Raw genomic sequence first — 13,838 nt, 5'->3', positions numbered from 1 at the left:
GCGTCAGTCGAGCAATCCGTCGAGGCCACGGACCAGGCCCTCGAGGCCCATGACCCGGCGGGCGGCGAGGAGCGTGCCGGCGACATAGGGCTCGGGCGACGATCCCGCGTCGTGGCGGATCACCAGGCGCTCGTCGGGGGCGCCGAAGATCGCCTCGCAGGCGAGCACGTAGGACGGCATGCGGACCGAATGGACCTGGATCGGCGTCGGTTCGGCGATGGTCGCGCCGCGGGTCGCCTTGAGGCCGGAGAGTTCCTCGACCGGCTTCGACGTCGCCGGGCGGCGGACGGCGGAGAGGCTCTCGGCGAGTTCCCGGCCCGTGCCCGAGGGCGTGTCGGGCTTCTTGGCCGAGGCGTAGTCGATGATCTCGACGTCGGCGACCCATTTCGCCGCCTCGAGCGCGAACTTGCGCAAGAGCGTCGCGGTGATCGAGAAATTGCCGGCGGCGACGACGCCGAGACCCTTCGCACGGGCGAGGGCGTCGATCTCGGCATAGTCGGCGGAGCCGAGCCCCGAGGTGCCGATCACCACGCGGCGGCCGGCGGTGAGCGCCGTGCGGGCGTGGGCGGCGACGACATGGGGCTTGGTGTAGTCGATCACCACGTCGGAGGGGGCGGCGAGCGCCTCGTCGAGCGTCGCGGCCAGCGCCACGCCGAGGGGCGAGATGCCGGCGGCGGTGCCGGCGTCCTCGCCGGCGTGCGAGCGGGCGACGGCACCGACGAGTTCGAGATCGGCGGAGGTGGCTATGGCCCTGACGAGAGCGGCGCCGACCCATCCGGTGGCGCCGGCGACGACGATGCGGAGCGACATGATTCTTCCTCGCGTGACGTTCGAGCGCGAGGATAGGGAAGACGAAAACGGCCGGTCCAGCAAAATCCGGACCGGCCGTTCGTTCAATGCATTCGATCGATCGCGATCAGACCGTGTCGGCCGACATGGCGAGGCGCATGTCGACGTAGTCCTCGCAGTTGCGCAGCAGCTCGTCGGCCTTGTTCTCGAAGAAGTGGTTCGCTCCTTCGATGACGCGCTGGTCGACGATGATGCCCTTCTGGGTCTTGAGCTTGTCGACGAGGGCCTGGACGTCCTTCAGCGGCACGACCTTGTCGACGTCGCCGTGGATGATCAGGCCCGAGGACGGGCAGGGCGCCAGGAACGAGAAGTCGTAGAGGTTGGGCTGCGGCGCGATCGAGATGAAGCCCTCGATCTCCGGCCGGCGCATCAAGAGCTGCATGCCGATCCAGGCGCCGAAGGAGAAGCCGGCGATCCAGCACGAACGGGCGTCCGGGTGGATCGTCTGCACCCAGTCGAGCGCCGCGGCGGCATCCGACAGTTCGCCGGCGCCGTGGTCGAAGGCGCCCTGCGAGCGGCCGACGCCGCGGAAGTTGAAGCGCAGCACGGCGAAGCCGCGCTTCGCGAACATGTAGAAGAGCTGATAGGTGATCTGATTGTTCATCGTCCCGCCGAACTGCGGGTGGGGATGAAGAATGAGGGCGATCGGGGCGTTGCGCTGCTTCGCGGGCTGGAAACGGCCTTCGATGCGGCCGGCCGGTCCGTTGAAGATCACCTCGGGCATGGTGCTCTGCGTCCTGATTGGTTCTGCCGGGGGCGACCCGGATCTGCGCGGGGCCGGGCGCTACCCGGCTGGGGTGGGCCACTGTTGGCACGAACAGCGCGCGGATTTCAAGAAATTCCGTGCGTTGCGCCCGAAGGTCTCGCCGGGCGACGAATAAAAAGGGCCGGGATCGCTCCCGGCCCTTCGATGTCTCTCGCGTCGGATCGCCGATCAGCGCTTCGACCACCAGCCGGACTTGCGCGGCGCGTCGGGCGGCAGCTCGGTCGAAACCAGCGTCGGCTTGGCGGGCGCCTCCTCGACGACCTCTTCCGCCGGGGCGGAGGTGTCGTCGGTGGTCTCGACCGGGGTCACGACCTCGGGCTCGACGACCGGAGCGGCGGCGGCTTCCGCCTCGGCGGCCTTGGCCTTGGCCGTCTTGCGCGGCGCGCGGGCCCGCTTCGGCTTGGGCGCGGGCTCTTCGGCCGGAACCTCGACGACGACCTCGGCCGGCGATTCCGCCGCGGCGGCCTCGATCGCCTCGATCTCGGCGACGAGCGTCTCGCGATCGATCACCAGCACGTCGTCGCCGCTGGCGGCATCGACCACGTCCTCGGCGTCGTCGTCATACGAGCCTTCCGAACCGTTCTCGGTCTCGGAGCCGTTGCCGCCCTCGTTGCCCTCGCCGCCCTCGGCGCGGTTGCGACGACCGCCGCGACGACCGCGACGGCGACGGCGGCGCGGAGCCTCCTCGCCACCGGCGTCGTTGCCGGCGTTCTCGGCACCGTCGTTGCCCTCGGCGCCGTCGTCGTCGTTGCCGACGTCGTCACCCTCGTCCGAACCGTTCTCGAAGCCGTCGCCGGCCTCGCCACCCTCGCGACCGCCGTCTTCCGGACGGCCCCGACCGCGACGCCGACGGCGACGACGGCGGCGACCGCCGTTCTCGTCCTCGCCGCGCGCCTCACGACGCTCGCCGCGCTCTTCGCGACGGGCTTCGGTCTCGGTCTCGGCCTCGTTCTCGTCCTCGTCGATCTCCTCGACGATGTCGTCTTCCGGCTCCTCGATCACCACGGGCGCGGAGACGAGTTCGGGACGGTCGGCGCGCGGGACGACGGGATCGCCCTTCTCGACCACGAAGAGGTGGCCGGCCTGGGAGGCGTGATCGTCGGCGAGCACGGTGATCTCGAGGCCGAAGCGGTTCTCGAGGTCGGCGAGGTGCCGGCGCTTGTTGTTGAGAATGTAGAGGGCGACGGCGGCGCGGGTGCGCACGATCAGGTCGTGCGTGACGTTGCGCAGCAGCGCCTCTTCGAGCGAGCGCAGGACGTGGAGCGCGACCGACTCGGTCGAACGCACCATGCCGGTGCCGCCGCAGTGCGGGCAAAGCACCATGGAGCTTTCCAGCACGCCGGTGCGGATGCGCTGGCGGCTCATCTCCATCAGGCCGAAGTGCGAGATGCGGCCGACCTGGATGCGGGCGCGATCGTTCTTCAGGCAGTCCTTGAGGCGACGCTCGACCGCACGGTTGTTGCGGTTCTCCTCCATGTCGATGAAGTCGATCACGATGAGACCGGCGAGATCGCGCAGGCGGAGCTGACGGGCGACCTCTTCGGCCGCCTCGAGGTTGGTGGCGAGCGCCGTGTCCTCGATGTTGTGCTCACGGGTCGACTTGCCCGAGTTCACGTCGATCGAGACCAGCGCTTCGGTCGGGTTGATGACGATGTAGCCGCCCGAACGCAGGGTGACCTGCGGCGAGAACATCGCGTCGAGCTGGCTCTCCACCGCGAAGCGGGTGAAGACCGGGGTCGGCTCGCGGTAGGCCTGGACGTTCTTGGCATGGCTCGGCATGAGCATGCGCATGAAGTCCTTGGCCTCGCGGTAGCCGTCGTCGCCGGCGACCAGGACTTCGTCGATGTCCTTGTTGTAGAGGTCGCGGATCGAGCGCTTGATCAGCGAGCCTTCCTCGTAGACCAGCTTCGGCGCGGTCGACTTGAGGGTCAGTTCGCGGACGTTCTCCCACAGGCGCAGGAGATACTCGAAGTCGCGCTTGATCTCGGCCTTGGTGCGGGCCGCACCGGCGGTGCGGACGATGACGCCCATGCCTTCCGGAACCTCGAGCTCCTGGGCGATGGTCTTCAGGCGCTTGCGGTCGGTCGGCTGGGTGATCTTGCGGGAGATGCCGCCGCCGCGCGCGGTGTTGGGCATCAACACCGAATAGCGGCCGGCGAGCGACAGATAGGTGGTCAGCGCCGCACCCTTGTTGCCGCGCTCCTCCTTGACGACCTGGACGAGCAGCACCTGACGGCGCTTGATCACTTCCTGGATCTTGTACTGGCGGCGCAGGCGCTGCTGCGGGCGACGCTCGGGGAGTTCCTCGAGCGCGTCCTCGGAGCCGACGCTCTCGACGGTCTCTTCCTCGCCGTTCTCGCCACCGGCGTCGCCGGCCTCGGAGATCTCCTCACCCTCGACGCCTTCGCTCTCGGCCTTGGCCTTCGGCCTCGGCTTGCGGCGCGGACGGTTCTCCTCGCGCTCGGCGTCGGCGTGCATCCGCGCCTCCTCCTCGAGGAGGGCGAGACGGTCGGCCGTCGGGATCTGGTAGTAGTCGGGATGGATCTCGGAGAAGGCGAGGAAGCCGTGCCGATTGCCGCCGTAGTCGACGAAGGCGGCCTGGAGCGACGGCTCCACGCGCGTCACCTTCGCGAGATAGATGTTGCCGCGCAGCTGCTTACGGTTGGCGGCCTCGAAGTCGAATTCCTCGACTCGGCTGCCGCGAACCACCACGACCCGGGTTTCCTCCGGGTGGGTGGCGTCGATGAGCATCTTGTTGGCCATGAGGCGAAAACTCCACGCCCGGACCATGCACGGCCTGCCCGAGGAGGCAGGCGGCGCGGCCGCGAGCGGAACGTGGGAAGAAGAGGGGCGAGGAGGGGGCGAACGATCCGGGCGCGGCGGTCCCGAGCGGGCGGAGACACGAAAGCGCCCGGCGATCCGCCGTCCGCTCCGTCATCGTCTTCCGTCCCGTCGTCGTCGGCATGGCCGTTCGTTCGACCCGTCTTGTTGTCACGATCGGCCGGCGAACCGGCGATCGGATCTCGTTGCGATCGGATGGAAACCATCGATCGGGAGCGGAACATCCGGGCGAAATCGCGAAACACGACGAAACCCGAGACGACCGCCGTGAGGCGTGGCGCGAGGCCTGAACCCGGATTGCCCGACGACCGACCTCGTGTCGTCGACGCATCCCCGTGTTCCGGAACGTCTTCCCGCACCGCGCCGAAAGCGCCCGCGAGACGATCCGTCCGTCGCTCGGGTCCGATCGGGCCATACGCGCCGCGCATCGGACGATCCCGTCGCTCGTCCCGGTGAAACGCGAGACGGACCCGGGGCCGAACCCTCCGTCGCGCCGCGGAAATCCGGGCGATCGACGAAAACGGACGAACCGTACCGCCGAACGGACCCGCGATGCTGGGCACCGAAAGATTCGTCGGCAGAACGAATTCCTCGCGCCCATACTTACGGGTGCGACCCGGTGTTTGCAAGTCGCGTGCGTGTCGGGCGGTCTCGTCAGATCGACCGATCCGCGAAGCGTCAACGGCGGGTTAACCGGGCGGGCGCGATGGTTTATCCTCGGGCGTGGCGCATGGCTCGCCGAGGGAGACCTTCTTGATCCGTTCCGACAGCGAACAAGCGGCGGCGTCGCCGTCTCCGCGCGATCGCCGCGCGCGGCGCGGGCCCTGGCTTGCGGTGGCGGTCGGGGCGGTGCTCATCGGCTTCGGCGCCTTCGACCTGTTCGGCCGCCACGGTTCCGACGCCGCCGAGACCACCGGCACGGTGGTCGCCGCCGGTGACCGGGCCGCCGTCAAGGGCGATCGCGCCGCCGTGCCCTCGCTGCGCGAGGTCGGCCCGCCGCCCGCCGTCGCCCGACCGGTGGTGATGGTCGACGCCGGCCACGGCGGCGCCGACGGCGGCACCCATTCGCCGGCGACCGGCATGCTCGAGAAGACCGTGGTGCTCGACATGGCGAAGGTGCTGGTCAAGGCACTCGAGGCGACCGGGCGCTACGACGTGCGCACGACACGGACGACCGACGTCTTCGTGCCGCTCGCCCGGCGCGTGGCGATCGCGCGCGAGGCGAAGGCCGATCTGCTGGTCTCGGTCCACTGCGATGCCGAGTTCGACGCGACCGTGCGAGGCGCCACCGTCTATACGCTGGCCGAGAAGGCGTCCGATGCCCAGGCGGCGGCGCTCGCCGCCAAGGAAAACGCCGCCGATGCGGTCGCCGGCCACGTCGCGCCGGAGACCGAGGACGCCGTCGGCGACATCCTCGCCGATCTGACGCTGCGCGAGACCAAGCGCTTCAGCCAGCTCGTCGCCCGCGACATCCTCGAGGAGTACCGCCGCAACGGCCGGCTGGTGAAGGGGGCGGCGCATCGGCAGGCGAGCCTCAAGGTGCTGCGTGCCCACGACGTGCCCTCGGTTCTGGTGGAGATCGGCTTCCTCACCAACAAGGAGGACGAGGCGCTGATGACCTCGCCCACCTGGCGCGAACAGACGGCGAAGTCGCTCGTCGCGGCGATCGACCGTTTCTTCGCCGGACGCGGGGTTCCGGGAGCCGCACGCGCGGCGGAAGGGTCACGCTGAGGAAAAAGCGTCGTCGATCGACCGTCCGCCGCAGCTTCGCCTCACTTGAAAAAGAAAGTGCGTCGTCCTAAAGCACGCGGACCGGTCACGGTGCCTCGTCCGGCGTGCGCGGCGGCACCGACGGGACGAGCAATTCCGGGCGAGGGCGGCCATGGTCGACCCTCTCGGGCGGGAGGCCTCCGGGCCCGGCGCGACGATGTCCGACGCACTCCTCGACGGAGAGTGTGGGCGGGTCCGCCCACGAGGTCGAACGCGGCGCCGGTCGCCGCAGCATTCTGGGAAGATCGGGCGGCATGTTCCTTCTGCGGTTCTTGGGCTATCTGTTCGGCATCGGCACGGTCGCGGTCCTCGCGATCTCGGCGGGTGTCTATCTCGCCTACAAGCACGCCTCCTCCGATCTGCCGGACTATACCGCGCTCAAGAACTACGAGCCGCCGGTGATGAGCCGCGTGCATGCCGGCAACGGCGAACTGGTGGCCGAATACGCCTCCGAGCGCCGGCTGTTCCTGCCGAGCCAGGCAATCCCGCAGATGCTCAAGAACGCGTTCCTGTCCGCCGAGGACAAGAACTTCTACGAGCACACCGGTCTCGATCCCGAAGGCATCGTGCGCGCCGCCATCGTGACGGTCCAGAACAAGCTCGCCGGTCGCCGGCCGCAGGGCGCCTCGACCATCACCCAGCAGGTCGCCAAGAACTTCCTGCTCTCCAACGAGCAGACCTTCGAACGCAAGATCAAGGAAGCCATTCTCGCCGTCCGCATCGAGGCCGCCTACACCAAGGAGGAGATCCTCGAGCTCTACATGAACCAGATCTATCTGGGCATCGGCGCCTACGGCGTCGCGGCGGCGTCGCTCCTCTATTTCGACAAGTCGGTGCACGAGCTGACCATCGCGGAGGCCGCCTATCTGGCGGCGCTGCCGAAGGGCCCGAACAACTATCACCCCTTCCGCCACGCCGATCGCGCGATCGAGCGTCGCAACTGGGTGATCGGCCAGATGGTCGCCAACGGCTTCATCACCGCCGATCAGGGCGAAAAGGCCAAGAAGGATCCGCTGAAGGTGGTGCAGCGCACCACCGGCCCGCACATCTTCGGCGCCGACTACTTCGCCGAAGAAGTCCGCCGCCAGCTGATCGAACGCTACGGCGAGCGCGGCCTCTATCAGGGCGGCCTGTCGGTGCGCACCTCGCTCGATCCCAAGATTCAGCAGTATGCCCGCAAGGCGCTGATGCACGGTCTGCTCGCCTATGACCAGAGCGCCGGCTGGCGCGGGCCGGTCGCGCGGCTGACGTGGTCGGGCGACTGGGGTCCGGCGCTGGCCGAGGTCAAGGCGCTGTCGGACGTGCCGGAATGGCGGCTCGGCGTGGTTCTGTCGGTCGCCGATCAGGAGGCCGTCGTCGGTCTGCAGCCGCGGCGTCTGCCGGCCGGCGAGATCTCGACCGAGCGCGAGCGCGCCGTGGTGCCGCTCGATCAGGCCAAGTGGGCGAGTCGTTGGGCCGAAGGCGCCAAGCGCACCTCGGCGATCGGCCGCGGCATGGCCGGCATCGTCGCGGTCGGCGACGTCGTCTATGTCGAGAAGGTCGCGGGCGGCACGGCCGATCGGTCGATCCATCGTCTGCGTCAGGTGCCGGAGATCTCCGGCGCCATGGTGGTGATGGATCCGCACACCGGCCGCGTCCTGGCGGTGACCGGCGGCTTCTCCTTCGCCGAGAGCGAGTTCAACCGCGCCACCCAGGCCTGGCGCCAGCCCGGTTCGTCGTTCAAGCCCTTCGTCTACGCCGCAGCCCTCGACAACGGCTACACGCCGTCGTCGCTGGTGCTCGACGGTCCGATCGAGATCAATCCAGGGCCCGGCCAGCCGATCTGGAAGCCCGAGAACTATTCCCAGAAGTTCTACGGTCCCTCGACCCTGCGTGTCGGCATCGAGCAGTCGCGCAACACGATGACGGTGCGGCTGGCCAAGGACATGGGCATGCCGCTGGTGGTCGAATACGCCAAGCGCTTCGGCATCTACGAGGATCTCGGCGCCTACCTGCCGATGTCGCTGGGCGCCGGCGAGACGACGGTGCTGCGTCTGACCGCGGCCTACGCGACCATCGCCAACGGCGGCCGCCGGGTGACGGCGAGTTTCATCGACCGCATCCAGGACCGTTGGGGCAAGACGATCTTCAAGCACGACAAGCGCATCTGCGAGAACTGCGACGCGCCGAAATGGGCCGACCAGCCCGAGCCGGAGCTGATCGACGAGCGCGAACAGGTGCTCGACCCGATGACCGCCTATCAGATCACCTCGATCATGGAAGGCGTCATCCAGCGCGGCACCGGCACCGCCCTCGCCGATCTCAAGCGGCCGGTCGCCGGCAAGAGCGGCACGACCAACGAGGAAAAGGACGCCTGGTTCATGGCCTTCACGCCGGATCTCGTGGCCGGCGTCTATCTCGGCTACGACAAGCCGCGGCCGATGGGACGCGGCATCTCGGGCGGCCACACGGCGGCGCCGGTGGTGCGCGAGCTCTTCGCCGATGCGCTGAAGGACAAGCCGCCGGTGCCCTTCCGCGTGCCGCCGGGCATCCGCTTCATCGCGGTCAGCCATCACTCCGGCATGAAGGCCGCGCCCGGCGACACCGACACGATCATGGAAGCCTTCAAGCCCGGCACGGCGCCGCCCGACACCTATTCGGTCATCGGCTACGACACCGAGGAGTTCGGCAAGGCCAACAAGGTCACGCCCGAACAGGAACGCGGCCTGCAGCAGGGCGGCCTCTACTGATCGACGAACGGCGCCCGCGGGGCGCCGTTTCGCCGTCTTCCATCCTTCCAGATCAAGAGAAGCGCCATGAGGGCGACGCGACGGACGATGCTCGGGCTGATCGGCGGAGCGGCGGCGCTCGGCTTCGCGGGGCCGGCACGGGCCGGCGACGCGCTCGACGAGACGCTGGCGGCGGTCGCCGCGCGGATCGGCGGCCGGGTCGGTCTCGCCATCCGCGCCGAGGGCCGCGAGATCCGCGGCTTCCACGGCGACGAGCGCTTCGCCATGTGTTCGACCTTCAAGGCCTCGGCCGCGGCGGCTCTGCTGGCGCGGGTCGATCGCGGCGAGGAGAGCCTCGATCGCCGCGTCGCCATCGGCCGCGGCGACCTGATCGAATGGTCGCCGGTCACCGAGAAGCGGATCGGTCCGGGCGGCGTGCCGCTCGGCGAGCTGTGCGAGGCGGCGATCGCCTGGTCCGACAACACCGCCGCGAACGGCATCCTCGAGGCCATCGGCGGACCGGCCGGGTTGACGGCCTTCCTGCGCGGCATCGGCGACGACGTCACCCGGCTCGACCGCAACGAACCGACGCTGAACGAAGCGACGCCGGGCGATCCGCGGGACACCACCACGCCCGCCGCCATGGCCGCGACGCTGGAGCGCCTCGCCTTCGCCGACGTGCTCTCGCCGGCCTCGCGGGCGCGGCTCCTCGGCTGGATGCGCGGCGACCGGGTGGCCGACGGCCTCTTCCGTGCCGGCATGCCGAAGGACTGGGTGATCGCCGACAAGACCGGCTCCGGCGGCAACGGCGCCCGCGGCATCATCGCCGTGGTCGAGCGGCCGAAGGGACCGACGCTGACGATCGCGCTCTATTTCGCCGAGACGAAGGTCGACATGGCCGCCCGCAACGCCGCCATCGCCGAGATCGGCGCGGCGATCGCCCGCGTGGTGGGGTGAGGTCGACGATCCGATCCTTCGACCTTTCGGCGTCCTGCGGAGGCCCTTCATCCTGAGGTGCCCGGCGCAGCCGGGCCTCGAAGGGCGAAGGGCCGAGTGGCACCGCCCGTCATGGCTTCGCCCTTCGAGGCTCGCTTCGCGAGCACCTCAGGGTGAAGCCGAACAGGGGGCCATGAGGCCGGCGTCTCATCCCCGGCGACGCCTCACCCCCGTCCATCGTCGATCTCGACGCGGGAACGGCCGAGGCCGGCGCGGCGGATGCGGATCTGCACCGGCACGCGGCGTTGCAGCGCCGGCACGTGGCTGATCACGCCGACCCGGCGGCCCTCGCTCTGCAGGCTCTCCAGCGCATCGATGGCGACGTCGAGGGTGGCGGCGTCGAGCGAGCCGAAGCCTTCGTCGACGAAGAGCGTGTCGACGAAACCGCGCCGCCCTTCCAGCCCCGACAGCGCCAGCGCCAGCGCCAGCGAGGCGAGGAAGCGCTCGCCGCCCGACAGCGAGCGGGTGGAGCGGGTCTCGTCGCCCATGTCGCGGTCGACGATGGCGAGGCCCAGCCCTTCGGTGCGTTGCAGGCGGTAGCGCGGGGCGAGCGTCGCCAGATGGCGGTCGGCCAGTGCCGCCAGCCGATCGAGCGTGATCCCTTGCGCGAAGCGGCGGAACTTCGCCCCGTCGGCCGAGCCGATCGCCACCTCGACGGCGGCATGGATCGCCGCCTCGTCGGTCAGTTGCACGATCTCGGTCTCGATGTCGCCGGCCCGGCGGCGGGCTTCGTCGTCGGCGGCGAGTGCCTCGCCCAAGGCGCCGAGCTCGCGGTTGAGCGTCTCGCCGAGGGCGCGGGCGGCGGCGAGATCGTCGGCGGCGACGGCGCGGTCGGCGGTCTCGGCGGCTTCCGCCTCGAGGGCGAAGAGATCGCGGCGACGGGCGGCGGCCTCGGTCGCGGCGGCGCGGGCGGCCTCGTCGATGGTGCGCAGACGGGCGGCGAGGGTCTCGACCTCGTCGGCCGGCAGGGCGAGCAGCGTCGCGGTCTCGGCGAGGTCGAGATCGGCGGCGGCGAGCGCGTGGTCGCGGATGGTCGCGGCCTGCGAACTCTCGTCCTCGAGGCCGATCAGGACCTCCTTGCGCTCGGTGACGCGGGTGATCGCCTCGTCGTGTTCGCGGCGGGCGGCGTCGAGGGCTGCGACGGCGCGGTCGCGCGCCGCCTCGGCCTCGGCGCGGCGGCGGTCGCGTTCCTCGCGGTGGATGGCGGTGGGCGTGCCGTCGAGCAGGCCGGCGCGCTCGGCGACGTAGCGCGCGTGTTGGGCGCGCGCCGCGGCGAGCGTCGCCTCGGCGGTGGCGAGCGCCCGTCCGGCTCGCTCGAGCGCGGCGGCGGCGACCAGAGCGTCGCGCTCCAGCCCCTGTTCCTCCTCGGCGAGGCGCGCGGCTTCCGCCGCGGCGGCGCGGCGGGCGACGGTGACCTCGTGCAGCCGACGGCGGATGGCATCGCCGCGGGCGTCGAGATCGGCGGGGCCGAGGTCGAGCGGTTCGAGATGGAGCGCGAGACGGGCGTCGATCTCGGCGATGCGGTGGGCGGCATCGCCGATCGTCGCCTCGGCCACCGCACGGCGGCGTTCGGCGTCGGCGGCGGCCTCGGCGAGGCGGGTGCGTTCGGGCGCTTCCGCCTCGCGGGTGCGGTCGAGCGCGGCGAGGCGCGTGCCGGCGGCGTCGAGCGCCAGGCGGGTGGCGTCGGCGCGGGCGCGGGCCTCGGCGAGGGGTGCGCGAGCGGCGTCGATTCGCGCGGCGAAGCTCGTCCAGCGCGCCTCCGAGCCGGCCTCTGCGTGGGGATCGAGGCCGTCTTCGGGGCGGAGCGCGGCGATGCGGGCTTCCGCCGCGGCGAGCGCCGAGGCGGCGGCGTCCGTCCGGGCACGGGCGTCGGCGAGATGGGCGGCGAGCGTTTCGCGGCGGGTCTCGGCGGCGGAGCGGCGGCGATCGAGATCGGCGACGGCGCCGTCGAGGGCGGAAAGCCGTTCTTCCAGCCCGCGACGCTCGGCGCGCAGCGCCTCGAGCGCGGTCCGGATCGACGGATCGGTCAGGATCGGATGGTCGGTGGCGCCGCAGACCGGGCAGGGGGTGCCCTCGACCAGCGTCTCGCGCAGCGCTGCCGCATGGGCGTCGTCGAGCGCGTCGGCGAGGCGGCGGGCGGCCTCGCCCTCGGCGAGCCGGCGCTGGATGGTCTCGCGTTCGCCGACGAGGGGCGGCAGGGCGGTCGCGGCGGCTTCGGCCTCGGCGCGGGCGGCCTCGGCCTCTCCGGAGAGACGATCGGCGAGCGCGGTCGCGGCGGCCGTCTCGCGGGCGAGCGGCAGGAGGGCTGCGACCTCGGCCGCGAGCCTTGCGAGACCGGCGTCGCGGGCGGCGGTCTCTTCCATGCGCAGGCCGGCGAGTGTGTCGCGCAGACGCACCGTCTCGGCCTCGAGCGTCGCGCGCTCGTCGCGGCGGGCGGATGCGGCGGCGTCGAGGGCGGCGAGCACCTCGGCGGCGGCGGTGGCGTCGGCGATCGCTCGGTCGCGACGGGTCTCGGCGTCGAGCCGGCGGGTGCGGACGGCCGCGCGCTCGACGAGCCGTTCGTCGACGGCGTCGAAGGCATCGACCAGGGCAGCGACCGCCGGACGCCGCTCGGCCTCGGCGCGCAGGGTCGCCAGCCGCCCGACGACGTCGGCGCGGCGGGCGGCGAGGTCGGCCATGCGGGCGGCGGTCTCGTCGCGTTCGGTGCGCGCGGCCTCCGCCGGGGTCTCGGCCTCGGTAACGGCGCGGGCGGCGCCGAGGATGCGTTCGTCGAGGGCGGCGGCGGCGGTCCAGGCCGGTTTCAGCGCCTCGATCTCCTCGACCACGGCGCGGACGGCGGCATTGGCGGCGTCGCGGGTGGCGCGGGCGTCGCCGTAGAGGGGCGTCGCGACCTCGAGGCGCTTGCGTGCCTCGGCGAGCGCCTCGACGGCGCGGGCCTCGGCGCGGCGGGCGGCGGCGAGACGATCGAAGACCGGGCGCAGCGTCGTGGCGCGGCCGATCGCCGAGAGCCGCATGCGTTCGGCCCGCGTCGCCTCGATCTCCGCGGTGGCGCCGGCCGCCTTGGCGTCGGCCTCCGCTGCGGCGGTGCGGGCGGCGTCGCGGCGGTCGTGCAGGGCGAGCGCGGCCGTGGCGGCGGCGAGACGGGTGTCGAGGGTGGCCAGTTCGGCGAGGATGGCGTCGCGGCGGGCGAGTTTCTCCTCGCGGACGGCGGATTCGAGCATACCGACGTCGGCAAGGCGTTCGCGGGCGCGTTCCACCGCCTCGCGCGCCGTCTTGGCGACGTCGAAGGCCTCGCGCGACAGGCGGGCGTAGATCTCGGTGCCGGTGATCTTCTCGAGCAGATCGGCGCGTTCGGCCTCGTTGGCGGCGAGGAAGGCGTCGAATTCGCCCTGCGCCAGCACGACGGTGCGGCGGAACTGGTCGAAGGTGAGGTCGGTCAGCCCCTCGACCGCGGCGGTGACGGCGGTCTTCTCGGCGATCGGTTCGGCCGCCGCGCCGTCGGGCGCGAGCTTCACCAGGAGGCGCGTCGCCGCCTGCAGCCGGCCGTCGGCGCGGCCGCGGGCGCGGTTGACCGACCACGTCGCGCGATAGCGGGCGCCGTCGAGGCCGACGAAGTCGACCTCGGCCGAGCCGCGCGCCGCGCCGCGCCGCAGGATGTTGCGGGCGTCCTTGGCCTTGATGGTCTCGACGCCGACGTCGGGCAGCGTCTGGTCGGAGCCCTCGGAGACGCGCGGGAAGTCGCCGTAGAGGGCGAGGCAGAGCGCGTCGAGCAGGGTCGACTTGCCGGACCCGGTCTCGCCGGTGATGGCGAAGAGACCGGCACCGGCGAGCGGTTCGGCCTCGAGGTCGATCTCGAAGGGTTCGGCGAGGCTGGCGAGGTTGTGGCCGCGCAGGGCGAGGATGCGCAT

Annotated in this window: 7 protein-coding genes; 3 read left to right on the top strand and 4 right to left on the bottom strand. The window is 71.4% G+C overall.

What is annotated here, in order from left to right:
• Window positions 1-3: 3 nt before the first annotated feature.
• The 3 genes from dapB to ACT53U_RS01995 all read right to left on the bottom strand — a co-directional run bounded on the left by dapB (window position 4) and on the right by ACT53U_RS01995 (window position 4,378).
• The gene (gene dapB / locus ACT53U_RS02005) at window positions 4-810 is read right to left on the bottom strand and encodes a 4-hydroxy-tetrahydrodipicolinate reductase (protein ID WP_476152306.1); all 807 of its coding nucleotides are present in this window, start codon (window positions 808-810) and stop codon (window positions 4-6) included.
• Window positions 811-916: 106 nt separating this feature from the next.
• Complete coding sequence (locus tag ACT53U_RS02000) at window positions 917-1,573, bottom strand: alpha/beta hydrolase (RefSeq protein WP_476152305.1); 657 nt, start codon at window positions 1,571-1,573, stop codon at window positions 917-919.
• Between the two features lie 210 nt (window positions 1,574-1,783).
• On the bottom strand, window positions 1,784-4,378 hold the full coding sequence (locus tag ACT53U_RS01995; protein WP_476152304.1) for an Rne/Rng family ribonuclease: 2,595 nt from the start codon (window positions 4,376-4,378) through the stop codon (window positions 1,784-1,786).
• 831 nt (window positions 4,379-5,209) lie between these two features.
• Between ACT53U_RS01995 and ACT53U_RS01990 the strand changes: the two genes are divergently transcribed.
• The 3 genes from ACT53U_RS01990 to bla all read left to right on the top strand — a co-directional run bounded on the left by ACT53U_RS01990 (window position 5,210) and on the right by bla (window position 9,891).
• The gene (locus ACT53U_RS01990; RefSeq protein WP_476152303.1) at window positions 5,210-6,187 is read left to right on the top strand and encodes an N-acetylmuramoyl-L-alanine amidase family protein; all 978 of its coding nucleotides are present in this window, start codon (window positions 5,210-5,212) and stop codon (window positions 6,185-6,187) included.
• 293 nt (window positions 6,188-6,480) lie between these two features.
• Window positions 6,481-8,955, top strand: coding sequence for a penicillin-binding protein 1A (locus tag ACT53U_RS01985; RefSeq protein WP_476152301.1), 2,475 nt, complete (start codon window positions 6,481-6,483; stop codon window positions 8,953-8,955).
• A gap of 66 nt (window positions 8,956-9,021) precedes the next feature.
• Window positions 9,022-9,891, top strand: coding sequence for a class A beta-lactamase (gene bla / locus ACT53U_RS01980; RefSeq protein WP_476152299.1), 870 nt, complete (start codon window positions 9,022-9,024; stop codon window positions 9,889-9,891).
• Window positions 9,892-10,094: 203 nt separating this feature from the next.
• On the opposite strand, the gene ACT53U_RS01975 is transcribed toward bla, so the two are convergent.
• Window positions 10,095-13,838: an AAA family ATPase gene (locus tag ACT53U_RS01975; protein WP_476152298.1), complete on the bottom strand. Its 3,744-nt coding sequence runs from the start codon at window positions 13,836-13,838 to the stop codon at window positions 10,095-10,097.

It is taken from the genome of Pinisolibacter sp. DMC19 (assembly GCF_056313985.1).
This window is presented reverse-complemented; position numbering and strand designations above follow the sequence as displayed.

Bases quoted from the DNA above. Each gene is read 5' to 3' on its own strand.
- dapB (WP_476152306.1), bottom strand. From the start codon at position 810: ATGTCGCTCCGCATCGTCGTCGCCGGCGCCACCGGATGGGTCGGCGCC.
- ACT53U_RS02000 (WP_476152305.1), bottom strand. From the start codon at position 1,573: ATGCCCGAGGTGATCTTCAACGGACCGGCCGGCCGCATCGAAGGCCGT.
- ACT53U_RS01995 (WP_476152304.1), bottom strand. From the start codon at position 4,378: ATGGCCAACAAGATGCTCATCGACGCCACCCACCCGGAGGAAACCCGG.
- ACT53U_RS01985 (WP_476152301.1), top strand. From the start codon at position 6,481: ATGTTCCTTCTGCGGTTCTTGGGCTATCTGTTCGGCATCGGCACGGTC.
- bla (WP_476152299.1), top strand. From the start codon at position 9,022: ATGAGGGCGACGCGACGGACGATGCTCGGGCTGATCGGCGGAGCGGCG.
- ACT53U_RS01975 (WP_476152298.1), bottom strand. From the start codon at position 13,838: ATGCGCATCCTCGCCCTGCGCGGCCACAACCTCGCCAGCCTCGCCGAA.